At 55.0% G+C, this 24,422-nt stretch carries 21 protein-coding genes; 13 read left to right on the top strand and 8 right to left on the bottom strand.

Annotated features, from left to right (window positions below; genetic code table 11):
• Positions 1 to 23: 23 nt before the first annotated feature.
• From OGY62_RS00870 to tolC, 3 genes are all read right to left on the bottom strand, one after another.
• Positions 24 to 1,184 (bottom strand): glutathionylspermidine synthase family protein, encoded by a 1,161-nt coding sequence (locus tag OGY62_RS00870; protein ID WP_286458869.1) that lies wholly within the window; start codon positions 1,182 to 1,184, stop codon positions 24 to 26.
• A gap of 5 nt (positions 1,185 to 1,189) precedes the next feature.
• Positions 1,190 to 1,858 carry a DUF1190 family protein gene (locus OGY62_RS00865; protein ID WP_012135168.1) on the bottom strand — a complete coding sequence of 223 codons (669 nt, stop codon included), beginning with the start codon at positions 1,856 to 1,858 and terminating at the stop codon, positions 1,190 to 1,192.
• 215 nt (positions 1,859 to 2,073) lie between these two features.
• On the bottom strand, positions 2,074 to 3,543 hold the full coding sequence (tolC, locus tag OGY62_RS00860) for an outer membrane channel protein TolC (RefSeq protein WP_012135166.1): 1,470 nt from the start codon (positions 3,541 to 3,543) through the stop codon (positions 2,074 to 2,076).
• Between the two features lie 199 nt (positions 3,544 to 3,742).
• Here tolC and nudF point away from each other — a divergent pair, with 199 nt between their 5' ends.
• From nudF to parE, 5 genes are read left to right on the top strand one after another with little or no spacing between them, the layout of a single operon-like run.
• Entirely contained in the window at positions 3,743 to 4,375 is a 633-nt protein-coding gene (nudF, locus tag OGY62_RS00855; RefSeq protein ID WP_024130957.1) for an ADP-ribose diphosphatase, read from the top strand.
• Complete coding sequence (locus tag OGY62_RS00850) at positions 4,372 to 4,794, top strand: DUF1249 family protein (RefSeq protein ID WP_012135164.1); 423 nt, start codon at positions 4,372 to 4,374, stop codon at positions 4,792 to 4,794. The genes nudF and OGY62_RS00850 overlap by 4 nt, the downstream gene beginning before the upstream one ends.
• A gap of 24 nt (positions 4,795 to 4,818) precedes the next feature.
• Positions 4,819 to 5,646 carry a 3',5'-cyclic-AMP phosphodiesterase gene (gene cpdA, locus OGY62_RS00845; RefSeq protein WP_012135163.1) on the top strand — a complete coding sequence of 276 codons (828 nt, stop codon included), beginning with the start codon at positions 4,819 to 4,821 and terminating at the stop codon, positions 5,644 to 5,646.
• Positions 5,646 to 6,227, top strand: coding sequence for an esterase YqiA (yqiA, locus tag OGY62_RS00840; RefSeq protein WP_012135162.1), 582 nt, complete (start codon positions 5,646 to 5,648; stop codon positions 6,225 to 6,227). The genes cpdA and yqiA overlap by 1 nt, the downstream gene beginning before the upstream one ends.
• A gap of 28 nt (positions 6,228 to 6,255) precedes the next feature.
• Positions 6,256 to 8,148 carry a DNA topoisomerase IV subunit B gene (gene parE, locus OGY62_RS00835; RefSeq protein WP_012135161.1) on the top strand — a complete coding sequence of 631 codons (1,893 nt, stop codon included), beginning with the start codon at positions 6,256 to 6,258 and terminating at the stop codon, positions 8,146 to 8,148.
• A 75-nt stretch (positions 8,149 to 8,223) separates the two neighbouring features.
• Here parE and OGY62_RS00830 read toward each other — a convergent pair whose 3' ends face one another.
• Positions 8,224 to 9,075: a helix-turn-helix transcriptional regulator gene (locus OGY62_RS00830; protein ID WP_012135160.1), complete on the bottom strand. Its 852-nt coding sequence runs from the start codon at positions 9,073 to 9,075 to the stop codon at positions 8,224 to 8,226.
• Between the two features lie 165 nt (positions 9,076 to 9,240).
• Between OGY62_RS00830 and OGY62_RS00825 the strand changes: the two genes are divergently transcribed.
• From OGY62_RS00825 to OGY62_RS00815, 3 genes are read left to right on the top strand one after another with little or no spacing between them, the layout of a single operon-like run.
• The gene (locus OGY62_RS00825) at positions 9,241 to 11,061 is read left to right on the top strand and encodes a DUF2264 domain-containing protein (protein ID WP_286458868.1); all 1,821 of its coding nucleotides are present in this window, start codon (positions 9,241 to 9,243) and stop codon (positions 11,059 to 11,061) included.
• 32 nt (positions 11,062 to 11,093) lie between these two features.
• The gene (locus OGY62_RS00820; RefSeq protein WP_286458866.1) at positions 11,094 to 12,362 is read left to right on the top strand and encodes an oligosaccharide MFS transporter; all 1,269 of its coding nucleotides are present in this window, start codon (positions 11,094 to 11,096) and stop codon (positions 12,360 to 12,362) included.
• Between the two features lie 34 nt (positions 12,363 to 12,396).
• Positions 12,397 to 13,587 carry a glycoside hydrolase family 88 protein gene (locus OGY62_RS00815; protein ID WP_047461167.1) on the top strand — a complete coding sequence of 397 codons (1,191 nt, stop codon included), beginning with the start codon at positions 12,397 to 12,399 and terminating at the stop codon, positions 13,585 to 13,587.
• 117 nt (positions 13,588 to 13,704) lie between these two features.
• On the opposite strand, the gene OGY62_RS00810 is transcribed toward OGY62_RS00815, so the two are convergent.
• From OGY62_RS00810 to qseB, 4 genes are all read right to left on the bottom strand, one after another.
• On the bottom strand, positions 13,705 to 14,019 hold the full coding sequence (locus tag OGY62_RS00810) for a putative quinol monooxygenase (RefSeq protein ID WP_012135156.1): 315 nt from the start codon (positions 14,017 to 14,019) through the stop codon (positions 13,705 to 13,707).
• 30 nt (positions 14,020 to 14,049) lie between these two features.
• Positions 14,050 to 14,631 (bottom strand): NAD(P)H-dependent oxidoreductase, encoded by a 582-nt coding sequence (locus OGY62_RS00805; protein WP_047461170.1) that lies wholly within the window; start codon positions 14,629 to 14,631, stop codon positions 14,050 to 14,052.
• A gap of 109 nt (positions 14,632 to 14,740) precedes the next feature.
• Positions 14,741 to 16,090 (bottom strand): quorum sensing histidine kinase QseC, encoded by a 1,350-nt coding sequence (gene qseC / locus OGY62_RS00800; protein ID WP_286458865.1) that lies wholly within the window; start codon positions 16,088 to 16,090, stop codon positions 14,741 to 14,743.
• Positions 16,087 to 16,746, bottom strand: coding sequence for a quorum sensing response regulator transcription factor QseB (qseB, locus tag OGY62_RS00795; RefSeq protein ID WP_012135153.1), 660 nt, complete (start codon positions 16,744 to 16,746; stop codon positions 16,087 to 16,089). Before qseB ends, qseC begins: the two co-directional genes overlap by 4 nt.
• A gap of 153 nt (positions 16,747 to 16,899) precedes the next feature.
• On the opposite strand from qseB, the gene OGY62_RS00790 reads away from it, so the two are divergent.
• From OGY62_RS00790 to OGY62_RS00770, 5 genes are all read left to right on the top strand, one after another.
• Positions 16,900 to 17,292 (top strand): YgiW/YdeI family stress tolerance OB fold protein, encoded by a 393-nt coding sequence (locus OGY62_RS00790; protein WP_012135152.1) that lies wholly within the window; start codon positions 16,900 to 16,902, stop codon positions 17,290 to 17,292.
• Between the two features lie 131 nt (positions 17,293 to 17,423).
• Positions 17,424 to 19,682 carry a DNA topoisomerase IV subunit A gene (gene parC, locus OGY62_RS00785; RefSeq protein WP_286458864.1) on the top strand — a complete coding sequence of 753 codons (2,259 nt, stop codon included), beginning with the start codon at positions 17,424 to 17,426 and terminating at the stop codon, positions 19,680 to 19,682.
• A gap of 240 nt (positions 19,683 to 19,922) precedes the next feature.
• Entirely contained in the window at positions 19,923 to 20,660 is a 738-nt protein-coding gene (gene plsC, locus OGY62_RS00780) for a 1-acylglycerol-3-phosphate O-acyltransferase (protein ID WP_047461176.1), read from the top strand.
• A gap of 70 nt (positions 20,661 to 20,730) precedes the next feature.
• Complete coding sequence (gene ftsP, locus OGY62_RS00775; RefSeq protein WP_012135149.1) at positions 20,731 to 22,143, top strand: cell division protein FtsP; 1,413 nt, start codon at positions 20,731 to 20,733, stop codon at positions 22,141 to 22,143.
• Positions 22,144 to 22,247: 104 nt separating this feature from the next.
• Positions 22,248 to 24,419: a YgiQ family radical SAM protein gene (locus OGY62_RS00770; protein ID WP_012135148.1), complete on the top strand. Its 2,172-nt coding sequence runs from the start codon at positions 22,248 to 22,250 to the stop codon at positions 24,417 to 24,419.
• Positions 24,420 to 24,422 lie beyond the last annotated feature (3 nt).

Raw genomic sequence — 24,422 nt, 5'->3', positions numbered from 1 at the left:
GAGCCGCCACCCGGCACAAGAAACTATTCGACAAAGATATGCGGGTAGAAGCGGGACAGATCCTGGGTGATCAACGCTCTGTCTTCGCGAATACCGATCCCGGCGGGTTGATCGTTGATCAACCAGCTGCCAATCAGCATATAGCTGTCGCCAAACTTCGGCAGCGGACAGAACTGCTGCACAATCATGCCTTCTTCGCCGTAAGGGCCTTCCACCGCTTCGATCGTTTTCCCGTTCTCAATGATGGAGACGTTAGCGCCTTCACGCGAGAAGATCGGTTTGACGACGAATTTTTCCATTTGCGGATAGTCATCTTCCGCAAAATAAGCCGGCAGCAGGTTAGGGTGATCCGGGAACATTTCCCATAACATTGGGAGCAGCGCTTTATTGGAGATAATGCTCTTCCAGGCCGGTTCCAGCCAGCGAACGCCAGCATCTTCCAGCTTGGTGGAGAACATTTCACGCAGCATAAATTCCCACGGATAGAGCTTAAACAGGTTGGCAATCACCTGATCCTGCAAGTCCGAAAACTGACCTTTTTCACCCAGGCCGATATCTTCAATGTAGAGGAACTCGGTGGCGATTTCAGCTTCGGCGGCGCAGTCCTGTAGATACTGGATTGTCCCGCGATCTTCCACGGTGTCGCGACAGCAGGTGAGGTGCAGCAGTTGGAAGCCATACTGCTCACGCAGCTCGGCGAAGCGTTCGATCAGCTTTTCTTGCAGACTGTTAAACTGATCGCTGCTTTCCGGCAGGTTGCCCGCATTGAGCTGGTCTTCCAGCCAGATCCACTGGAAAAACGCGGCCTCATACAGTGAGGTCGGCGTATCGGCGTTATTTTCTAAAAGTTTAGGCTCACCCGTGCCATCCCACGCCAGATCGAGGCGGGAATAGAGCGACGGCTGCTGCGTTTGCCAGGACTGACGAACAAAGCCCCAGGTATGCTTAGGAATGCGAAACTTCGTCATCAGCTCATCGCTGGCGATCACTTTCTCCACGACCTTAAGGCACATCTGGTGCAGTTCAGCGGTGACGTCTTCCAGCTTCTCAACCTGGTCGAACGTCAGCTTGTAGTACGCGTCTTCACACCAGTACGGTTCCCCGTACATCGTGTGAAAATTAAAACCGTATTCGGTGGCTTTCTCGCGCCAGTCCGGGCGCTCAGTAATACTGATTCTTTCCATGCGTCTTAGCCGCCCATCGAACGATTCGAGGTGCCGGTGGCGCTACGCTGCATTGTGCTTTGTTTTGCCACTGACTCGCCAAAACCACCACGGGTAACGGTTGTGGTTGTAGCGGGTTTCGGCGCCATCGCGGTTTTCGGTACAGTCATGGTACGGCCAGGCTGTGCGGCGCCGTAGTTCTTGCCGCTGGCGTCGGTGTATTTACCGTAGGCCGGGCTGGCCGGGTTTTTTGAACTGAACAGTGGTTGCTGAGCAAAGCCCGCGCCGCCGCCCATCATTCGGCCCATCATGTAGCCCGCCATCAGCGGCATCCAGAAGCTGCCGCTGGATTGCGCCTGCGCCTGATTTTCCGGCGCCATGCCAGCCTGAGCCGGCGCCTGCTGGCACTGGCCTTCGCCGAATTCAGCCACGCAGTCTTCACGCGTCGCGTATTTCGGCGCGGTACGTTCCGCTTCTTTCAGGGCATTGTTGAATGCGGTCGTACATTCAGCGTTTTTGCCCGGGTTCGCTGCCGAGCAGTCGTCGGCGTTTTGATACAGCGAAACCGTTTCGTCGCTTTTTTCACAACCGGCCAGCATAAAGACAGCGGTAACCGCCAGAGCAACCGGAGTAAGATGACGTGCGCTCCAGCTTTTGCGGAACGAGGCGTGATGTATAGATTTTGTCCGTTTCATTTTTGTCTTCCAGGACCCAGTGGTAAACACAATAAATAATGCTCAGGATAGTGGATGGCTGGTCGAAATTGAAGCGAGAAGAGGCGAGAATGCGGCAGAATGGCGGGATCTTTACGTTGCCTTACGTTCAGACAAGGTTTAGCGCCCGGTGGCGCGACGCTTACCCTGCCTGCGATCAGGTAGGCTCAATAAGCGAAGCGCCATCGGGCAATTCATCAGTTACGGAACGGGTTGTTACCGTTGCTGCTGGTGGAACGTGCTGAAGCAGGCTGAACCGTACTGGCATTATAGCCATCCGCCGCTGCATCCTGCTGCGGGGTTTCCGGCGCGACGTTGTCCGGGGATGTCGAGATCGGTTTACCCAGCGCATTGTTTAGCGCCACCAGATCCTGCTCGTTCAACGTACCGAGAGCATTCTTGATGTTCAGCTGGTTAATCAGATAGTTATAACGCGCATTCGCCAGTTGTTGCTTCGCTTCATACAGCGCGGTGGTGGCATCCAGCACGTCAACAATGGTACGCGTACCCACGGAATAACCGGCTTCGTTTGCATCCAAAGAGCTTTGCGCGGAAACAACGGCCTGTTTGTAAGCGTTAATGCTGCTGATAGAAGCATTAATGTTGTTGAAGGAAGAGCGCACGGTCTGCACGACGCTGCGGTGCGCGCTTTCCAGCTGTTCGCTCGCGCCAACAAAGTTGTACTGCGCCTGTTTCACCTGAGAGTTGACCATCCCACCCTGATATAGCGGCAGCGAGAAGCTCAGGCCGATTTTGTTCTGGCCCATATTGCTGTCGTCATACTGCGTGCTGTTATGGGTTTTAGAGCCGCTATAAGAGGTGTCAGACACGCCGGTAGAAGCGGTTAAATCCAGCGTTGGCAGATGACCGTCCTGCGCCTGGCGGATTTGCTCGCGCGCCAGATCCTGGCTCAGACGCGCCTGCAACAGCGTCAGGTTACGGTTTTCGGCCTCTTTCAGCAGCGCGTTAACGGCCTGCGGCTTGTCAGTTTTAAAGTTCGTGACATTCAGCGAAGCCAGTTCCGGGTAGTAGTTACCGGTGACCTGGCGCAATTCTTCTACGGCGTTATCCAGATTGTTGCGGGCGGTGACTTCGTTCGCCAGCACGGTATCGTATTGTGCACGGGCGTTTTGCACGTCAGTGATAGCGACCAGGCCGACGTTAAAACGCTGGGTGGTTTGATCTAACTGACGATAAACGGCTTCTTTCTGCGCCTGCGTATAAGAGAGAACGTCAATGGCGTTCAGGACTTTAAAGTAGGCGCTCGCCGTATTGAGGATCAGCGTTTGCTGATCGGTCTGGAACGTGACGTCCTGGATACCTGCGGATTTTTCCTGCAACGTCAGCGCGCGCCATTTTGACATATCAAAAAGGGTCTGGGTTAATTGCAGAGAGGCGCTGGTGGCGTTGGAGTTGATGCCATTCGCATCACGATAGCCGTTGCTGTAGGTGTAATCGGCACCTAAACCCAGTTGCGGCAGTAAAGGGCTACGCGCTTCGTTAATTTTTTCGAATGCAGCATCGCGATCGGCGGCGGATTTACGCAATTCCGGGTTGCTCAGGCGTGCTTGCTGATAAACTTGCATCAGGTTCTCTGCCTGGCTCAGTGTGCTGAACCCCGTCAGGCTCAGGCCGATAAGGATGGGGAGCAATTTCTTCATTTGCATTCCTTGTTGTGAAGCAGTATTTAGCGCTGATCAAATTGTAAAAATAATTGCTGATTCTAGCAGAATCCGCCACTGCAAAAAGTTGGCGTTACGTGCCATCCGGCGTTAATTTGCACCAATTTATCACAAGGTCGCTGAAACGGCAGTCAAACGCCCTTGAAATTCACATTTTAATCACTATTGGTACCAGGACAGCACAATGCATAAACCAGACAACTCGCCAATGACTTTCTCCAAAAACGATGTAGAAATTATTGCACGAGAAACGCTATATCGCGGTTTTTTTTCACTGGATCTCTATCGTTTCCGCCACCGCCTGTTCAACGGTGAAATGAGCGGTGAAGTGAAACGCGAAATTTTTGAGCGCGGCCACGCCGCAGTGTTGCTACCCTTTGACCCTGAGCGCGACGAAATTGTACTGGTCGAACAGATTCGTATCGCGGCGTATGACACCAGCGAGACGCCGTGGTTGCTGGAAATGGTCGCCGGGATGATCGAAGAGGGCGAAACCGTTGAGGAGGTCGCTCGTCGCGAAGCAATGGAAGAGGCCGGACTTGAGGTCAAACGGACGAAACCGGTCATGAGTTACCTGGCAAGCCCCGGCGGCACCAGCGAGCGTCTTTCTATTTTAGTGGGCGAAGTGGATGCCACGACCGCAAACGGGATTCATGGTCTGGCCGATGAAAACGAAGATATTCGTGTTCATGTGGTAAGTCGGGAGCAGGCTTACCAGTGGGTAGAAGAGGGGAAAATCGACAACGCGGCTTCTGTCATCGCTTTGCAATGGCTGCAACTGCACTATCAAGAGTTAAAACACGAGTGGAAAAAATGAAGCGTTACACACCTGACTTCCCTGAAATGATGCGCCTGTGCGAAACTAATTTTTCGCAATTGCGCCGCCTGTTGCCGCGCAATGACGCACCCGGCGAAACAGTAAGCTATCAGGTGGCCAACGCGCAATATCGGTTAACGATCGTTGAATCGACCCGATACACTACGCTTGTTGCGATCGAGCAGACGGCACCAGCCATTACGTACTGGAGCCTGCCGTCACTTACGGTGCGCCTGTACCATGACGCGATGGTGGCCGAAGTGTGTTCAAGTCAGCAGATCTTTCGCTTCAAAGCGCGGTATGATTATCCAAATAAAAAGTTGCATCAACGCGACGAAAAGCATCAAATTAATCAGTTTCTGGCCGACTGGCTGCGTTACTGTTTAGCACATGGAGCGATGGCGATTCCGGTTTATTAGCGTCGTGAAACCTAAGGACACCATTTGGAAAGCCTGTTAACCCTTCCTCTGGCTGGTGAGGCCAGAGTCAGGATCTTACAAATTACCGATACTCACCTGTTTGCCGAAAAACATGAAACGCTGCTGGGCGTGAATACCTGGGAAAGTTACCAGGCGGTGCTGGATGCGATTCATGCCGGGCAGCACGAATACGATCTGATCGTGGCGACAGGTGATTTAGCGCAGGATCAAACGGCTGCGGCCTATCAGCACTTTGCTGAAGGTATCGCAAGCTTTCGTGCGCCTTGCGTTTGGTTGCCGGGTAACCATGACTTTCAGCCCGCGATGTACAGCGCGTTGCAGGAAGCGGGGATCTCCCCGGCCAAACGCGTGTTTATCGGCGATCAATGGCAAATCTTGCTGCTGGATAGCCAGGTTTTTGGCGTACCGCATGGTGAATTGAGCGACTTTCAGCTTGAATGGCTGGAGCGCAAACTTGCCGATGCGCCGGAGCGCCACACCTTGCTGCTTTTGCATCACCATCCATTGCCTTCGGGATGCAGCTGGCTGGATCAGCACAGCCTGCGTAACGCGGCCGAACTGGACAGCGTGCTGGCGAACTATCCTCGCGTCAAATACCTGTTGTGCGGTCATATTCATCAGGAGCTGGATCTTGACTGGAATGGCCGCCGCCTGCTGGCGACGCCGTCCACCTGCGTCCAGTTCAAGCCACACTGCGCGAACTTCACGCTGGACACGATAGGGCCAGGCTGGCGGACGCTGGAACTGTACGCCGAGGGTTCTCTGGAAACGCAAGTGCATCGTCTGCCGGGGACTCAATTCCGACCCGATACCGCTTCGGAAGGATACTGATGTCTACGCTTCTTTATCTGCATGGGTTTAATAGCTCTCCGCGTTCGGCAAAGGCATGTCAGCTTAAAAGCTGGCTGGCGGAGCGCCACCCTCATGTTGAGATGATCGTGCCGCAACTGCCGCCGTATCCTGCCGATGCGGCAGAGTTGCTGGAATCTATCGTGCTTGAACACGGTGGAGCGCCGCTCGGCGTCGTTGGATCGTCGCTGGGCGGCTATTACGCCACCTGGCTGTCGCAGTGTTTTATGTTGCCTGCGGTGGTGGTGAACCCGGCGGTGCGGCCGTTTGAACTGTTGACCGACTACCTCGGTCAGAACGAGAACCCCTACACCGGGCAGCAATATGTGCTAGAGTCTCGCCATATTTACGATCTTAAAGTCATGCAGATTGACCCGCTGGAAGCGCCGGATTTGATCTGGCTGCTGCAACAGACGGGGGATGAAGTGTTGGACTACCGCCAGGCGGTGGCGTATTACGCCTCTTGCCGCCAGACCGTTATCGAGGGCGGAAACCATGCATTCACGGGCTTCGAAGATTATTTCAACCAGATTGTCGATTTCCTTGGACTGCACAGTTTCTGACAATCAATTCGAATTGCTAATTTAAATCATGACGCAAACTTATAACGCTGATGCCATTGAGGTACTCACTGGGCTTGAGCCGGTACGCCGCCGCCCGGGGATGTACACCGATACAACCCGCCCGAACCATCTTGGGCAGGAAGTGATTGATAACAGTGTGGATGAAGCACTGGCGGGTCACGCAAAACGCGTGGATGTGATTTTACATGCCGATCAGTCACTGGAAGTGATTGATGATGGCCGTGGGATGCCGGTGGATATCCACCCGGAAGAGGGCGTTCCGGCGGTTGAACTGATCCTCTGCCGACTGCATGCGGGCGGTAAGTTCTCCAATAAGAACTACCAGTTCTCCGGCGGTCTGCACGGGGTGGGGATTTCCGTCGTCAACGCCTTGTCAAAACGCGTGGAAGTCACCGTGCGTCGTGATGCCCAGGTCTATAGCATCGCCTTTGAAAACGGCGAGAAAGTGCAGGATCTTCAGGTTGTCGGGACATGCGGTAAACGTAATACCGGCACCAGCGTTCACTTCTGGCCGGATGAAACCTTTTTCGACAGCCCGCGTTTTTCCGTCTCTCGCTTAACCCATATCCTGAAAGCGAAAGCGGTGCTGTGCCCTGGCGTTGAAATCACCTTTAAAGATGAGGTCAACAATAGCGAGCAGCGCTGGTGCTATCAGGATGGCCTGAACGACTATCTGGGCGAAGCGGTTAACGGCTTGCCGACCCTTCCTGAAAAACCGTTTATCGGTAATTTTGCCGGTGATACGGAAGCCGTAGACTGGGCGCTGCTGTGGCTGCCGGAAGGCGGCGAGCTGCTGACCGAAAGCTATGTTAACCTGATTCCGACGATGCAGGGCGGCACCCATGTAAACGGGCTGCGCCAGGGTCTGCTGGACGCGATGCGTGAATTCTGCGAATACCGCAATATTCTGCCGCGCGGCGTGAAGCTGTCTGCGGAAGATATCTGGGATCGCTGCGCTTACGTGCTCTCGGTGAAGATGCAGGACCCGCAGTTCGCCGGGCAGACCAAAGAGCGTCTCTCTTCGCGCCAGTGTGCGGCGTTTGTGTCGGGCGTGGTGAAAGACGCCTTCAGCCTGTGGCTGAATCAGAACGTTCAGTCTGCGGAGCTGCTGGCGGAGATGGCCATTTCCAGCGCCCAGCGTCGACTGCGCGCGGCGAAGAAAGTGGTGCGCAAAAAGCTGACCAGCGGCCCGGCGCTGCCGGGTAAACTGGCGGACTGTACCGCGCAGGATCTCAATCGTACCGAACTGTTCCTCGTGGAAGGGGACTCGGCGGGCGGTTCCGCCAAGCAGGCGCGCGATCGTGAATATCAGGCGATCATGCCGCTGAAAGGTAAGATCCTCAACACCTGGGAAGTCTCTTCCGATGAAGTGCTGGCATCGCAGGAAGTACACGATATTTCTGTGGCGATCGGCATCGATCCAGACAGCGACGATCTGAGCCAGCTGCGTTACGGCAAGATCTGTATCCTGGCGGATGCGGACTCCGATGGTCTGCACATCGCCACGCTGCTCTGCGCCCTGTTTGTGAAGCACTTCCGCACGCTGGTGAAGCACGGGCACGTCTACGTTGCGCTGCCGCCGTTGTACCGTATCGATCTCGGCAAAGAGGTCTACTATGCGCTGACGGAAGAAGAGAAAGCGGGCGTGCTGGAACAGTTGAAGCGTAAGAAAGGCAAGCCGAACGTGCAGCGCTTTAAAGGTCTGGGTGAAATGAACCCGATGCAGCTACGCGAAACCACGCTCGATCCGAACACCCGTCGCCTGGTGCAGCTCACTATCAGCGACGAAGACGATCAGCGTACCAACGCCATGATGGATATGCTGTTGGCGAAGAAACGCTCCGAAGACCGTCGCAACTGGTTGCAGGAAAAAGGCGATATGGCGGATCTCGACGCGTAATCGACCATTGAATGCCTTATCCGGCCTACGCTCGCATTGTGCCCGTAGGCCGGATAAGCGAAGCGTCATCCGGCGTTACTGTCTATGCCGCTTGCGATACTGTAACGGCGTTTCGCCAATCCCTTTGCCAAAGGCGCTAATAAAGTACGTCACGTCTGAAAACCCCACCTGTCGGGCAATCTCCCGCACACTCTCCTCGCTGTGTAACAACGCTTCGCAGGCTTTGCGTAACCGAAGGGTATTGAGGTAATTGAGGATGCTTTCACCGGTTTCAAAATGAAAGCGCCGGGAAATGTAGCTTTTTGATTTTCCTGACTCTTCTGCCAGCTCGCTGAGGCTGAATTTACGGGTGTAATTCTCATCCAGCCAGAACATCACCTGGCTTGCTATTCCGGTGCCAATCTCCGTCATATTGACGTTATCTTCGGGCAACAGGCTAAATAAACTCAATAACAGGCAGGAAATCTGTTCGGCGTTAAGCGGCTTGAGCGCTGCCATTTTCTCGTAACGGCTGAAGAGAAAATCAACGTGCGGGTGAATATCCGCCACATCGAATACTCTGGCCTCGCCGCCACGTACGGTCAGACTTTGCAGACGCTGTTGATTAAGCGGAAAATCGCGCAGCACTTTCAGTACCGCATGCTGATCGAGGTGAATAATGGTTCGGCGGTAGTGGTCTTGCGCCTGCTCATCCACCATGATTTTATGCAGGGTAAAGGGCGGGAAAAAGAACAATCGACCTGGCCGCATGGTGTATTGCTGGTGATCGACGATCACTACGCCAAATCCTTCCTCCACATACAGCACCTCCAGACACTGATGCCAGTGGTGATAGCGAACCGAGTTAGCAAATAATCGACTAAATGACGCAATGGCGTCATTGAGCGCGATCAGTTCCAGATGTTCCTGAGATGAGGGTGCATTCATAGTGCAACAGATTTAAATTTTTGCCGCTGAATTCTGGTTTATAAACCTTGTTTTTAAATTTTTTCAATCACTGTTTTATTTTAATTCTATTGGTGTGATTGAGATAACATTTCCGCTTGTCGGCGATTCACTATCCTTTAGCCACTTAATTCAGAGGGGCAGAGTATGTGGTCGGCAACTGAAGAAAAATCAAATCCATTGTCATTCCGTGAAGACGTAATCAGCGCCGTCACAACGATGCTGAGCGCGCTGGATAAACAGTTTCCCGCAGGGGCGGCGCAGTTTTCACTGGGTGACACCTGCGCGCACTACAGTGTGGATATCGCCTGCATGGAAGGGCTCTCCAGAGCGTTATGGGGTCTGTTTCCTCTGATGGCTGGCGGCGCTGAGGTGCCGTTTGCTGATAAGTATATTCAGGCGATTAAACTCGGCACCAATCCACTCAGTCCGCACTACTGGGGCGATACCGACCCTTACGATCAGCGCCTGGTTGAGATGGCCGCCTACGGCCTCGGCCTGGCGTTGCTGCAAACGCGTTTAACTGACAAGTTCAGCGAAACGGAACTGGCGAATCTTCATCGCTGGCTAAACCAGATCACCGACGCGCAAATGCCGGACAGCAACTGGAACTACTTTGCGATTATCGTCCAGTTGGGTTTCAAACGTGCCGGGCTGCCGTTCGATCAGGCGGCGATCGACCGCCGTTTTACGATGATGGAAGCGTACTACCTGGGTGACGGCTGGTATGCCGATGGCCCCGGTCGCCCAAAAGATTACTACATCTCGATGGCTTTCCATTTTTACGGGCTGCTGTACGCCACGCTGAACCCGGAAGATGCTGCCCGTGCCGTCACCCTGCGCGAACGCGCTCGCCTGTTTGCCGCTGATTTTATCTACATGTCGGCAGCAGATGGCGCATCCGTACCGTTTGGCCGCAGTCTGACCTATCGCTTTGCGATGGTCGCGTTCTGGAGCGCGGCGGCGTTTGCTGAGCTGGATGTCTTCTCGCCGGGCGTGATTAAAGGGGTGATCCTGCGGCATCTGCGCTGGTGGCAGCAGCAGCCGATTGTCGATCGTGACGGCATTCTGACGCTGGGGTTTGCTTATCCGAACCTGGCGATGTGTGAAGATTACAACTCGCCGGGCTCCCCTTACTGGGCGCTGAAGGTTTTTTTGATCCTCGCCTTGCCGGACGATCACGCCTTCTGGCAGGCCGAAGAACTCCCGCTGCCGCAATGCGCAGAAAAACACGTTATTCCCCATGCCGCACAAATTTTGCAGCACAGCGAAAATTCAGACCATGTCACGATGCTGACTTCGGGCCAGCTTGAACTGAATAACTACGTTAACACCGAAGCGAAATACACGAAGTTTGCCTACTCCAGCCGTTTTGGTTTCACCATTGAACGCGGACGCTATGGCCTTAAACATGCGGCGTGCGACTCCATGCTGCTGCTGGCGGATGGTGACAACTATTTCCGTGGCCGCCGTCGCTGCGACGAAGTGCGGGTCGATGAGAATTTTATTTTTTCCCGCTGGTCTCCGTGGCATGACGTCACTGTCGAGACCTGGCTGGCGCCCTTCGGCGAGTGGCATCTTCGCCTGCACCGCATCCACAGCGCGCGAACGTTGCAAACCGTGGAAGGTGGCTTTGCGGTGATGAAAACGGCGCATCAGCTCAGTGAGCGCGGATGCTACCTGGCGGCGGAGAACGGATGCAGCACGATCGTCGATCTGTCGCCCGCGCTGGCCCGCCAGCCGGACAGCATTATTACGCCGCCGAACAGCAGCATTATGTTTGCACAATGCGCCGCGATTCCACTGCTTACCGCAGAGATTGCACAGGGCGAAAGCTGGCTGTGTTGCGCGGTTTCTGCTTCCGGGCAACAGAAAAAATATACGGCAATTCCGCAACTGCAAATAAACGATAACCAGGTGGTTATTCGCGAACCAGAAAGCGCACGCCAGTTATCGTTCTTTTTATAAAACTCTGGCCCCTACACGTTGGCGAGGATGGTATGAAAAATTGTTCAACAAATAACAGAACTGAATATTATAAAATCAGTAGCTTTATATTCCTCTATTTCTTTACCTGGTCTGCCAGTATTGGTTTACTGGCCATCTGGCTGGGGCAGAAAGCACAGCTAAGCGGCACGGTTATTGGTACGGTGTTTGCAGTAAACGGTATTTTTGCGGTCATTCTGAAGCCCATTTATGGCTACATTCTCGATAAAATCGGCATGAGCAAATACCTGCTCTATTTTGTTGTGATAATGTCGGCACTAATGGCGCCATTCTTTATTTATGTTTATCAGCCATTATTGCTTTCAAACACCATGCTGGGCATTGTTATCGGCGCGATTTACCTGAGCTTTGCCTGGTATGCTGGCGTGGCGGCTTGTGAATCCTACTCTGACCGCTTCAGCCGTCTTAACGGCATGGAGTTTGGCCAAATCCGTATGTGGGGCTCGCTGGGGTGGGCGGTGGCGTCGTCGTTTTCCGGCCTGCTGTTTAATCTCTCTCCGGCGTATAACTTCATTATGGGCAGCGTGGCGTCGGTAGTGATGCTGGTGGTACTGCTGAGTCTGAAAGTGAATGTGAATGCGGCAAACGCAGCGGACGTGCTGACAAAAGAGAAAATCGTCCCGGCGGATGTCTACGCGCTGTTGCGCAGCCGTAAGTTCTGGGCGTTCTGTCTGTATGTCTCCGGCGTGGCGTGGATGATGTTTATCGCAGAGCAGCAGTTCTCCCGCTACTTTGTCACCTTCTTCTCTGACGTTCATGAAGGCAACGCGGTGTTTGGCTATCTGGGAACCGTGCAGTCGGGAATGGAATTTGTCATGTATATGGTGGTTCCATTATTTGTTAACGCGATCGGCGCTAAACGCGGTTTGTTGATTGTGGGGGCGCTGGTTGGCGCGCGTCTGATTATTTCCGGGCTGTGTGATTCACACCTGCTCATCTCCGTACTGAAGCCGCTGTATGGTCTGGAAATCTGTCTGCTGTTGGTTTCGGTCTTTAAATACATTGCTGAACACTTTGATAAACGCGTCAATGCGACCATGTATTTATTGGGCTATCAGGCGATGCTGTATGTCGGCAATGTGGTGATCTCTTCACCTGCTGGATTAATGTATGACCGAATTGGTTTTGAGAAAACGTATATCATCATGGGGATTATTGCGCTGACCTTTACGCTTATTTCGGCATTTACCTTATCGGCATGTCAGAGTAAATCCCGCCATCGTACTGCTATTGAGATCGCCGAAAATAATACGGCGCATTAAATTTCATTGGGTTTAATTTAGAAGGAACCGAAATATGTTAAATCATATCGTTGAGGAAACGTTGCGCGCATTTCCTGGCAGCCCGGTTGACGCCGGAACTTTTCAGGATGAAATGATCGGCGCGCGTGAACACGTCCTCGAACTGATTAGCCGTCATTTAACGGAATTCGGTGAAAAATTTCCTGCCGAAACCTGCGTTAAAGGTTATTACCCGTTAACTGACAACGTTGAGTGGACCACCAGCTTCTGGACCGGGCAGCTGTGGCTGGCGTGGGAGATGAGCGGCGAGGCGAAATATCGTGAACTGGCGGAAAAACATGTGCGTTCTTTTGGCCTGCGTATTGCCGGACGCCACGACACCAACACCCACGATCTGGGGTTCCTTTATACCCTGTCCTGTGTCGCAGCCTGGCGACTGACGGGCAACCGCGATGCGCGTGGTTTTTCGCTGATGGCGGCAGAAGCGCTACTGGAGCGTTTCCATGAAAAGGCGCAGATTATCCAGGCGTGGGGCGATCTTAACGATCCCGAACAGGCCGGGCGGATGATCATCGACTGCAACATGAACCTGCCGCTGCTGTACTGGGCGAGCGAGCAGACGGGCGATCCGCGTTTTGCCGAGGCGGCAAAAGCCCATGTGGCGCAGGCCGCGAAATACCTGATTCGTGAAGATGCGTCCACCTTCCATACTTACTACATGGATGTGAAAACCGGCGCGCCGCGCTACGGCAACACCCAGCAGGGTTATGCGGATGATTCATGCTGGTCGCGCGGTCAGGCGTGGGGGATTTATGGCTTCCTGCTGAGCTATATCTACACGGGCGACAAAGAGATGGTGGCGCTGTCGAAAAAGCTGGCGAACTATTTCCTTAATCGCCTGCCGGAAGACGCGGTCTGCCATTGGGATCTGGCGCTGGTGGGGACAGACGCGCTGCGTGATGCCTCGTCGGCGGCGATTGCCGTGTGCGGCCTGCTGGAGTTGATCAAACACCTGCCCGTGACCGATCCGGATCGTGAGCGTTATCAGCAGTGGGCGATGGGAATCATGTCATCGCTAACGAAGCGCTATCTGATGGCGAAAAATGAGAAGGGGAACGGGCTGTTGAAACATTCGGTGTACCACCTTTCGAGCAACAAAGGGGTCGATGAGTGTGCAAGCTGGGGGGATTATTTCTACGTGGAAGCGTTAACGCGTTTTACCCAGTGCTGGAAGCTGTACTGGTAACCATATTGCCCGGAATTGCCTGGAATTGCCCGGTGGCACTGCGTTTACCGGGCCTACATTCGGGGAATGCGCTGTAGGCCGGATAAGCGAAGCGCCATCCGGCATTTAGCGCAAAACTTAAACGCCTGACTCCAGAATACGGATACTTGTTTCCAGCACGTCGCCTTTAACGGCTTCGGCGTAGGCTTTCATATGCGGGGTTTGCAAATGCGCTTCGAGATGCGCAACGCTTTCCCACTGTTCAACCATCACGATTGAGTCAGGTGCGGTCGTCTGAAAGGCCACGCCCGCAGCGTGATCGACCATCGGCGCGTAGCCGTGGCAACCCTCTTCTTTCAGCACGGTCGGAATGATTTTGGCAAACTGATCCAGTACCGCCTGACGGTGATGTTGACCTGGACGGGTACGGATTTCAGCAATGACAGTAAGCATGGTTAACTCCTTCTAATTCCAGGCTACTAGTTAACCAAAAATCTCGCTCAGATGCTTGCGATATTCTGCGATATAACGCGGGACATCCGGCATTTTGATGACGTCATTGGTGATAAAGGTCGGCAGCGCTTCCATTCCGAGGAACTGATTGGCCTTGTGGAACGGCAGGTATACGCCATCCACGCCAACGCCGTGGAAGAACTGATCGTTGTCGGTGAAAGCCTCCATCGGTGCGTTCCAGGTCAGAGAAAGCATGTATTTTTTCCCCTGAATCAGACCGCCGGAGCCGTATTTTTTTGACGCGTCCGAACGGGTGCGGCCATCGCTGGCGTACAGCGTACCGTGGCCTTCGGTAAAGACGTCATCCATGTATTTTTTTACGGTCCACGGCGCGCCCATCCACCAGCCAGGCATCTGCCAGATAACCACGTCAGCCCAGACGAAGTGCTGTACTTCGGCTTTGACATCGTAATCACTTTCAGCGCGGACGATTTTGACATCATGCCCGAGGTCGCGCAGAAGGCCATCCGCCACTTCGGTCAGGGTATCGTTCAACTGACCATTGGAGTGCGCAAATTTTTTCGCCCCGTTGATAATCAGAATGTTGCTCATTATTTGTCCTCTCAGGAATGCGTTTGAAACAGATTTTACGCAGATGAGCGGCCCGGCGAAATGAGCAAAATGTGCAAAGTCTTTTGCTCATTGCGCAATAATCTCGCGATCACCAGGTTACTACGGCTTCAAAGCCTCCTTCCGGCACATTGCCAAACGAGACGCTCATCCCATGCAGCGAGGCGATGCGGCGGACAATCGACAAACCCAGACCACTGCCGGTGACGCTCTGACCTGGCGGGCGATAGAATCGTTCGCCGATACGCGCCAGCACCGCCGGCGAAACGCCGGGGCCATTATCCCGGACGGTAAAATACCGGGCATTCAGCGTCACGTTCACCACGCTGCCCTGTGGACTGTAACGAATGGCGTTATCCAGCAAATTGCGCACCAGCAGGCTGAGCAGCAGCGGTTGGCCCGTGCGCGTGACGTTGTGGGCGTTAACGTGCAGACGCACGTCAATATGCGCCTGCTGGGCCGGTTGCCAGATATCCATCACGGCGGATTGCAATAGCGCCTCCAGCGAGACTTCCGCGACATCTTGCAGGTTATCGAGCGAGTCGAGCCGTGAAAGGGTTAAGAGCTGGTCCACCAGGCGCGTGGCGCGCTCAATCCCCGTATGCAGTTGCATGAGCGCTTTTTGACGCGCCTGCGGGTCGTCGTCCGAGAGTTGCGCCACCTCGGTTTGTACTTTCAGCGCAGTGAGCGGGCTGCGTAACTCATGCGCCGCGTCTGACGTGAATTGCCGCTCGCGCACCATCATCGAATGCGTACGGGCAAATAACTGGTTGAGCGCGCCGACTAACGGACGAACCTCACTTGGCACACCCTTATCGTCAAGCGGCTCTTCCGATTCCGGGGAGCGCAAACGCAGCGCCTGGGCGAGCTTTTTCAGCGGCCTGAGCTCCCGGCTAAGCAGCACAATCAGGATGAGCAGCATCAGCGGAAGCGCGATCAGCCACGGTGTTAGCTGCGCGGTGACAATCGCCAGCGCCATATCCTCGCGGTACTCCAGCTCCTGAGCGACGACGATACGGTACTTGCCATCCGCAGAGGTCAGCCAGACAAAACGCCATTTATCATCATCGCCATTCAGGTATCCGTCATCAAAACCTTCCCGACGGTAGCTGTAGGGAATATCCCGGCCATTATCGCCATCGTTCAGCACCATTCTGCCGTCGGCGGTATACACCGCAAAGGCCAGCACATCGTCATCGACATGACCATGCTTCAATTTTTTCGGCGTCTGCGCCATCCGTTCAGGCGCCGAGATTTCGTTGACATCCAGAGTAATAAGGCGCTTCGCAAACAGCATGAGCTGGGTATCAAACAGCTCGTCGACGTTGTCGGTCGTCTGTTTCCAGGCCACGAAGCTGGAGGCCACCCAGGTGATGGCGGCCAGGATCAGAAAAATAAGCGTGAGCCTGACGCGCAGGCTGAGACGTTGTGTGAGTTTCATGGGTTGCCCAGGGTGTAGCCGATCCCGTGTACGGTGCGGATAAAATCACTGCCCAGCTTACGGCGTAAGTGATGAACATGTACCTCAATGGTATTGCTGGAGACATCTTCGTCCCAGGTATACAGCTTCTCTTCGATGAGCTTACGCGGCAACACGCGCCCGACGTTGCGCATCAGCAGCTCCAGCAGGGCAAACTCTTTCGGCTTCAGGGGCAGCGGATCGCCTGCCAGCGTCGCGACCAGATTACCGGGATTGAGCGTAACCTGGCCGTGGCGCAGTTCGTTGCTCACCTGGCCGTTAGCGCGGCGTAACAGCGCTTCCAGGCGGGCGGCGACTTCAATCAGCGCGAAAGGTTTGCACAGATAGTCGTCCGCCCCCAGACGCAGCCCCTCCACGCGCTCCGCCAGCGCATCGCGCGCCGTCAGAATCAGTACGGGTTCGCGTTTTCCCTGTTCACGCCATTCGCGCAGGATATCCCGCCCGTCCATCCCCGGTAGCGTAAGGTCGAGGATCACCGCATCATAAGGCGCGCTGTAGAGCGCTTCTTTACCCTGACGACCTTCGGTGAACCAGTCGACGCTGAACCCCATTTTGCTTAAACCCGCCTTGATGCCGTCGCCAATCAGCGCGTCATCTTCTACCAGTAAAATACGCATATGTTCATCCCTGCGGTGACTCTTTCTCTCGCCAGTAAACCCTGTCGTGGCGCGCGTTGTACAGAAAAAAAAGTATCTTTTTTTGCCTTAAGAAGTTGTTAAGGATTACCTTATTTAATTGAGACGAAACAGCGTAAAAAGGGAGAGAGAGTCATGAAAAAATTGGCTGCAATGGTTGCCGTAATGGCGTTGTGTTCCGCTCCGGTTCTGGCGGCTCAGCAAGGTGGATTTTCTGGCCCGACGGCGACGCAAAGTCAGGGCGGCGGGTTTGTTGGCCCGAATGGGAGTAATACGACCGTAGAAAGCGCGAAATCAATGCGTGATGACGCCTGGGTCACCCTGCGCGGTAACATCGTTGAGCGTATCTCCGACGATCTGTATCTGTTCAAGGATGCCACCGGGACGGTGAATGTCGATATCGACCACAAACGCTGGAACGGCGTTACCGTAACGCCGCAGGACCTGGTTGAAATCCAGGGTGAAGTGGATAAAGACTGGAATTCCGTTGAAATCGACGTGAAGCAAATCACCAAAGTCGCCAAATAAACCCCATCAGGGCTGCACTCGTGGCCCTTTTTCTTTGTGACTCAACGCGCCAGATAAGGTAGTATCTGCGGCAATATTGCCTGACGGATACTGGGTTATTGTTCAGGCTAACAGTTGAGGAACCACGATTAATGAGCGATATGGCAGAGCGCCTTGCGCTGCATGAATTCACGGAAAACGCCTATCTGAACTACTCCATGTACGTCATCATGGACAGGGCGTTGCCGTTTATTGGTGACGGACTGAAGCCGGTTCAGCGTCGCATCGTGTACGCGATGTCTGAACTGGGGCTGAGCGCCAGCGCCAAATTTAAAAAATCCGCCCGTACCGTCGGCGACGTGCTGGGTAAATACCATCCGCACGGCGACAGCGCCTGTTATGAAGCGATGGTGCTGATGGCGCAGCCGTTCTCTTACCGTTACCCGCTGGTTGACGGGCAGGGGAACTGGGGCGCGCCGGACGATCCGAAATCCTTCGCGGCGATGCGTTATACCGAATCCCGCCTGTCGAAATACGCGGAAGTCCTGCTGAGCGAACTCGGTCAGGGGACGGCGGACTGGGTGCCGAACTTTGATGGCACCCTGCAAGAGCCGAAGATGCTGCCTGCGCGTCTGCCCAATATTCTGCTCAACGGCACCACCGGCATCGCCGTTGGGATGGCGACAGACATTCCGCCGCATAACCTGCGCGAAGTGGCGAAAGCCGCGATCACCCTGATTGAGCAGCCGAAAACAACGCTTGAGCAGGTGCTGGATATCGTGCAGGGGCCGGACTACCCGACCGAAGCGGAAATCATCACTTCCCGTGCGGAAATCCGTAAGATTTACGAAAATGGTCGCGGCTCCGTGCGTATGCGCGCGGTATGGAAAAAAGAAGATGGCGCGGTGGTGATTACCGCGCTGCCGCACCAGGTGTCCGGCGCTCGCGTACTGGAGCAGATCGCCGCCCAGATGCGGAACAAAAAGCTGCCGATGGTTGACGATCTGCGCGACGAGTCCGATCACGAAAATCCGACCCGTCTGGTGATCGTGCCGCGTTCCAACCGCGTGGATATGGAGCAGGTGATGAACCACCTGTTTGCGACCACGGACCTGGAAAAGAGCTACCGCATCAACCTGAACATGATCGGTCTGGACGGTCGCCCGGCGGTGAAAAACCTGCTGGAGATCCTGACCGAATGGCTGGCGTTCCGTCGCGATACCGTGCGTCGTCGCCTGAACTATCGTCTGGAGAAAGTCCTCAAGCGCCTGCATATTCTGGAAGGTTTGCTGGTGGCGTTTCTCAATATCGACGAAGTGATTGAGATAATCCGCCATGAGGATGAACCGAAACCGGCGCTGATGTCGCGTTTTGGCATCACGGAAACCCAGGCCGAAGCTATCCTCGAACTGAAACTGCGCCATCTCGCCAAACTGGAAGAGATGAAGATTCGCGGCGAACAGGATGAGCTGGCGAAAGAACGCGATCAATTGCAGGGCATTCTGGCCTCCGAGCGCAAAATGAACACCCTGCTGAAGAAAGAGTTGCAGGCGGATTCAGACGCGTATGGCGACGATCGCCGCTCCCCACTGCGCGAGCGTGAAGAAGCTAAAGCGATGAGCGAGCATGACATGCTGCCGTCTGAACCGGTGACGATCGTGCTGTCGCAGATGGGCTGGGTGCGTAGCGCCAAAGGCCATGATATTGACGCGCAGGGTCTGAACTATAAATCGGGCGACAGCTGGAAAGCCTCGGCGAAAGGCAAGAGCAACCAGCCGGTGGTGTTTATCGACACGACCGGGCGCAGCTACGCCATCGACCCGATTACGCTGCCGTCGGCGCGTGGTCAGGGCGAGCCGTTGACCGGTAAACTGACGCTGCCGCCGGGCGCGACCGTAGAGCATATGCTGCTGGAAGGGGATGAGCAGAAACTGCTGATGGCCTCGGACGCAGGCTATGGTTTCGTCTGTACCTTTAACGATCTGGTCGCCCGCAACCGCGCGGGTAAAGCGCTGATCACGTTGCCGGAAAACGCGCACGTTATGCCGCCGGTGGTGATTGAAGATGAAACCGATATGCTGCTGGCGATCACCGCCGCCGGGCGTATGTTGATGTTCCCGGTCAGCGATCTGCCGCAGTTGTCGAAGGGGAAAGGGAACAAGATCATCAACATTCCGTCTGCGGAAGCGGCCAGAGGCGACGATACGCTGGCCCAGCTCTACGTTCTGCCGCCGCAAAGCACGCTCACGATTCATGTCGGCAAGCGCAAAATCAAACTGCGCCCTGAAGAGCTGCAAAAAGTGACCGGCGAGCGCGGTCGTCGCGGTACGCTGATGCGCGGTTTGCAGCGCATCGATCGTATTGAGATTGACTCGCCACGACGCGCCCGCGACGGCGACAGCGAAGAATAAGGCGATTTTAAGCGCCATCAGGCCATCTCATTGTGCCGGATGGCGGCGTAAACGTCTTGTCCGGCCTGCGGTTTTAACGATGCTGTCAGGCCGGATTAACAATAAAATTTCCCGTAAAACCGTTGTTTATTCGCGCATTGCGATTAACAATACGCTTTTCCAGAGAGCCGCTCTTAACAAAGCCCTAACCTGATATCAGGTGACGTAGAATGCGACGCTCTTAGGCCTTCAGAGGTTGTTATGCTATATATCTTTCGTCTAATCATTACCGTTATTTACTGCATTCTTGTCTGCATTTTCGGTTCGATCTACTGCCTTTTCAGCCCGCGTAACCCGAAGCACGTCGCGACGTTTGGCCATATGTTTGGCCGTCTGGCGCCGCTTTATGGCCTGAAGGTGGAGTGCCGTAAGCCTGCTGATGCCGAAAGCTATGGCAACGCTATCTATATCGCTAACCATCAGAACAACTACGATATGGTGACGGCAGCAAACATTGTGCAACCGCCTACGGTGACGGTCGGCAAAAAGAGCCTGGTCTGGATCCCGTTTTTTGGCCAGTTGTACTGGTTAACCGGTAACTTATTGATTGACCGAAATAATCGTGCCAAAGCGCACGGCACAATCGCAGAAGTGGTGAGCCATTTTAAAAAGCGCCGTATCTCTATCTGGATGTTCCCGGAAGGAACGCGCAGCCGTGGCCGTGGCCTGCTGCCGTTTAAAACTGGCGCCTTTCATGCCGCTATCGCCGCCGGTGTTCCGGTGATTCCGGTGTGTGTTTCCAATACATCGAATAAAATTAAGCTTAACCGACTGAATAACGGTCTGGTGATTGTAGAGATGCTGCCGCCGGTGGACATCAGCCAGTTTGGTAAGGATCAGGTTCGTGAACTGGCGGCGCATTGCCGCTCGTTGATGGAACAAAAAATTGCAGAACTCGATCAGGAAATTGCAGAGCGCGAAGCGACCGGCAAAGTCTGAATCAGTGTGATCGCGTTTTTGTGGGAAACGACTTCCTGCGCACTCTTTGTCTGTTTTAAATGGAGCTTATATGTCACTCAGTCGGCGTCAGTTCATTCAGGCTTCGGGGATCGCACTGTGTGCCGGTGCCGTTCCGCTGAAGGCTAATGCTGCCGGTCAGCAGCAGCCTCTGCCCGTTCCGCCGCTGCTGGAGTCCCGTCGCGGGCAGCCGTTGTTTATGACGTTGCAGCGCGCGCACTGGTCCTTTACGCAGGGTACGCGCGCGCCCGTCTGGGGGATTAACGGGCGTTACCTGGGGCCGACGATTCGCGTCTGGAAAGGGGATGACGTTAAGCTCATCTACAGCAACCGTCTGACTGAAAATGTCTCCATGACCGTCAGCGGATTGCAGGTGCCGGGGCCGCTGATGGGCGGCCCTGCGCGGATGATGTCGCCCAATGCTGACTGGGCGCCGGTATTGCCGATTCGTCAGAACGCCGCCGTGCTGTGGTATCACGCCAATACGCCAAACCGTACCGCGCAGCAGGTCTATAACGGCCTTGCCGGGATGTGGCTGATCGAGGATGAGGTCAGCAAATCGCTGCCGATCCCCAATCATTACGGCGTGGATGATTTCCCGATCATTATCCAGGATAAGCGGCTGGATAATTTCGGTACGCCGGAGTACAGCGAACCGGGCAGCGGCGGGTTTGTTGGCGATACGCTGCTGGTCAACGGCGCGCAAAGTCCTTACGTGGAGGTTTCCCGCGGCTGGGTACGCCTGCGCTTGCTGAATGCGTCGAACTCTCGCCGTTACCAGTTGCAAATGAGCGACGGTCGCGCGCTGCATGTTATTTCTGGCGATCAGGGACTTTTACCCGCGCCGGTGTCCGTTAAACAACTGTCGCTGGCGCCCGGTGAACGCCGGGAAATTCTGGTCGATATGACCAATGGCGATGAGGTGTCGATCACCTGCGGGGAAGCGGCCAGTATTGTCGATCGCATCCGTGGCTTCTTTGAACCTTCCAGCATTCTGGTCTCTACGCTGGTGCTGACCTTACGGCCAACCGGGCTGCTGCCGCTGGTGACTGACAGTCTGCCGATGCGTTTATTGCCAACGGAGATTGTCAGCGGCGCGCCGATTCGCAGTCGGGATATCAGCCTCGGGGACGATCCCGGCATCAACGGGCAATTGTGGGACGTCAACCGCATTGATATCACCGCCCAGCAAGGTTCCTGGGAGCGCTGGACCGTTCGCGCCGATATGCCGCAGCCCTTCCATATTGAGGGTGTCTCTTTCCTGATCCGCAACGTCAATGGCGCCATGCCGTTCCCGGAAGATCGGGGCTGGAAAGATACGGTATGGGTGGACGGACAGGTGGAATTGCTGGTTTATTACGGACAGCCTTCCTGGGCGCACTTCCCGTTCTACTTCAACAGCCAGACGCTGGAAATGGCCGACCGGGGGTCTATCGGACAAATGCTGGTGAACCCGGCGCCATAAATCTTCCCTCGCCCGCAAGGGCGAGAAGTGAATACCTTTCTCTTTCGTTCCGGCATATAATCCCCGGCCTTTGATTATTTTTTTACCATTTTTTTGGAAGCATTATGAGCGCAATATCCCTGATCCAGCCAGACAGAGATCTTTTCTCCTGGCCTCAATACTGGGCGGCCTGTTTTGGTCCCGCGCCTTTTTTGCCGATGTCACGCGACGAAATGGATCAACTTGGCTGGGATAGCTGCGACATTATTCTGGTTACCGGTGATGCGTATGTCGATCATCCGAGCTTTGGGATGGCGATTTGCGGTCGTATGCTGGAAGCGCAGGGTTTCCGTGTCGGCATCATTGCCCAGCCGGACTGGAACAGCAAAGATGACTTTATGCGTCTGGGGAAACCGAATCTGTTTTTCGGCGTCACTGCGGGCAACATGGACTCGATGATCAACCGTTATACCGCCGATCGCCGACTGCGCCATGACGACGCCTATACGCCGGATAACGTGGCGGGCAAGCGCCCGGATCGTGCGACGCTGGTCTATACCCAGCGCTGTAAAGAGGCCTGGAAAGACGTGCCGGTGATCCTCGGCGGTATTGAAGCCAGCCTGCGTCGTACCGCGCACTATGATTACTGGTCTGATACCGTACGCCGCTCGGTGCTGGTGGATGCGAAAGCCGATATGCTGATGTTCGGCAACGGCGAGCGCCCGCTGGTTGAAGTTGCGCACCGCCTGGCAATGGGGGAGCCGATCGGCCAGATCCGCGATGTGCGTAACACCGCGATTATTGTTAAAGAAGCCCTGCCGGGCTGGAGTGGGGTTGATTCCACGCGTCTGGATACGCCGGGGAAAATTGATCCGATCCCCCATCCGTATGGCGAAGATCTGCCGTGCGCGGATAACAAACCGGTTGCGCCGAAAAAGCAGGAAGCCAAAGCCGTGACCGTTCAGCCGCCGCGTCCGAAGCCGTGGGAGAAAACCTACGTGCTGCTGCCGTCCTTTGAGAAGGTGAAGGGCGATAAGGTGCTGTATGCGCACGCGTCGCGTATTCTGCATCACGAAACCAACCCTGGCTGCGCGCGTGCGCTGATGCAAAAGCATGGAGATCGCTATATCTGGATCAACCCGCCCGCCATTCCGCTCTCTACCGAAGAGATGGACAGCGTTTTTGCGCTGCCGTATAAGCGCGTGCCGCATCCGGCATACGGTGACAGCCGCATTCCGGCTTACGAAATGATCCGCTTCTCGATTAACATCATGCGCGGGTGTTTCGGCGGCTGCTCGTTCTGCTCGATTACCGAACACGAAGGCCGCATTATTCAGAGCCGTTCAGAAGATTCGATCATCAATGAGATCGAAGCGATCCGCGATACCGTACCGGGCTTTACCGGCGTGATTTCCGATCTCGGCGGGCCGACAGCCAACATGTATATGCTGCGCTGTAAGTCGCCGCGCGCGGAACAAACCTGCCGCCGCCTGTCGTGCGTGTACCCGGATATCTGCTCGCATATGGATACCAACCATGAGCCGACGATCAACCTCTATCGCCGCGCCCGCGATCTGAAAGGCATCAAGAAGATCCTGATCGCCTCCGGCGTGCGTTACGACATTGCCGTTGAAGATCCGCGTTATATCAAAGAGCTGGCGAGCCATCATGTGGGCGGCTATCTGAAGATTGCGCCGGAGCATACCGAAGAAGGGCCGCTGTCGAAGATGATGAAGCCGGGCATGGGCAGCTATGATCGCTTCAAAGAACTGTTCGACCTTTACTCAAAACAGGCCGGGAAAGAGCAGTACCTGATCCCGTATTTTATCTCTGCGCACCCCGGTACGCGGGACGAAGATATGGTGAATCTGGCGCTGTGGTTGAAACGCCATCGCTTCCGTCTGGATCAGGTGCAGAACTTCTATCCGTCGCCGCTGGCGAACTCGACGACCATGTATTACACCGGGAAAAACCCGCTGGGTAAAATTGGCTATAAGAGTGAAGACGTGGTGGTGCCGAGAGGCGACAAACAGCGTCGTCTGCATAAAGCGCTGCTGCGTTACCACGATCCGGCGAACTGGCCGCTGATTCGCCAGGCGCTGGAAGAGATGGGGAAAAAGCATCTGATTGGCAGTCGTCGCGAGTGTCTGGTTCCGGCGCCTACGCTGGACGAGATGCGTGAAGCCCGTCGTCAGAACCGCAATACGCGCCCGGCGTTGACTAAGCATACGCCAGTGGCGCATCAGCGTCAGACGCCTGCAAGCAATAAAAAACGCAGCAAGGTAGCCGGACGTTAAACC

The organism is Citrobacter sp. CK198, assembly GCF_030333295.1.
Taxonomy (GTDB): Bacteria; Pseudomonadota; Gammaproteobacteria; order Enterobacterales; family Enterobacteriaceae; genus Citrobacter_B; species Citrobacter_B koseri.
The sequence above is the reverse complement of the archived record's forward strand: the minus strand, read 5'-3'. Positions and strand labels throughout refer to the sequence as shown.

Coding starts and splice junctions, on each gene's coding strand:
- OGY62_RS00850 (WP_012135164.1), top strand. CDS start 4,372: ATGAAGCGTTACACACCTGACTTCCCTGAAATGATGCGCCTGTGCGAA.
- nudF (WP_024130957.1), top strand. CDS start 3,743: ATGCATAAACCAGACAACTCGCCAATGACTTTCTCCAAAAACGATGTA.
- qseB (WP_012135153.1), bottom strand. CDS start 16,746: ATGCGTATTTTACTGGTAGAAGATGACGCGCTGATTGGCGACGGCATC.
- OGY62_RS00790 (WP_012135152.1), top strand. CDS start 16,900: ATGAAAAAATTGGCTGCAATGGTTGCCGTAATGGCGTTGTGTTCCGCT.
- qseC (WP_286458865.1), bottom strand. CDS start 16,090: ATGAAACTCACACAACGTCTCAGCCTGCGCGTCAGGCTCACGCTTATT.
- OGY62_RS00770 (WP_012135148.1), top strand. CDS start 22,248: ATGAGCGCAATATCCCTGATCCAGCCAGACAGAGATCTTTTCTCCTGG.
- tolC (WP_012135166.1), bottom strand. CDS start 3,543: ATGCAAATGAAGAAATTGCTCCCCATCCTTATCGGCCTGAGCCTGACG.
- yqiA (WP_012135162.1), top strand. CDS start 5,646: ATGTCTACGCTTCTTTATCTGCATGGGTTTAATAGCTCTCCGCGTTCG.
- plsC (WP_047461176.1), top strand. CDS start 19,923: ATGCTATATATCTTTCGTCTAATCATTACCGTTATTTACTGCATTCTT.
- OGY62_RS00805 (WP_047461170.1), bottom strand. CDS start 14,631: ATGAGCAACATTCTGATTATCAACGGGGCGAAAAAATTTGCGCACTCC.
- OGY62_RS00830 (WP_012135160.1), bottom strand. CDS start 9,075: ATGAATGCACCCTCATCTCAGGAACATCTGGAACTGATCGCGCTCAAT.
- ftsP (WP_012135149.1), top strand. CDS start 20,731: ATGTCACTCAGTCGGCGTCAGTTCATTCAGGCTTCGGGGATCGCACTG.
- OGY62_RS00810 (WP_012135156.1), bottom strand. CDS start 14,019: ATGCTTACTGTCATTGCTGAAATCCGTACCCGTCCAGGTCAACATCAC.
- OGY62_RS00870 (WP_286458869.1), bottom strand. CDS start 1,184: ATGGAAAGAATCAGTATTACTGAGCGCCCGGACTGGCGCGAGAAAGCC.
- OGY62_RS00815 (WP_047461167.1), top strand. CDS start 12,397: ATGTTAAATCATATCGTTGAGGAAACGTTGCGCGCATTTCCTGGCAGC.
- OGY62_RS00820 (WP_286458866.1), top strand. CDS start 11,094: ATGAAAAATTGTTCAACAAATAACAGAACTGAATATTATAAAATCAGT.
- parC (WP_286458864.1), top strand. CDS start 17,424: ATGAGCGATATGGCAGAGCGCCTTGCGCTGCATGAATTCACGGAAAAC.
- OGY62_RS00865 (WP_012135168.1), bottom strand. CDS start 1,858: ATGAAACGGACAAAATCTATACATCACGCCTCGTTCCGCAAAAGCTGG.
- OGY62_RS00825 (WP_286458868.1), top strand. CDS start 9,241: ATGTGGTCGGCAACTGAAGAAAAATCAAATCCATTGTCATTCCGTGAA.
- parE (WP_012135161.1), top strand. CDS start 6,256: ATGACGCAAACTTATAACGCTGATGCCATTGAGGTACTCACTGGGCTT.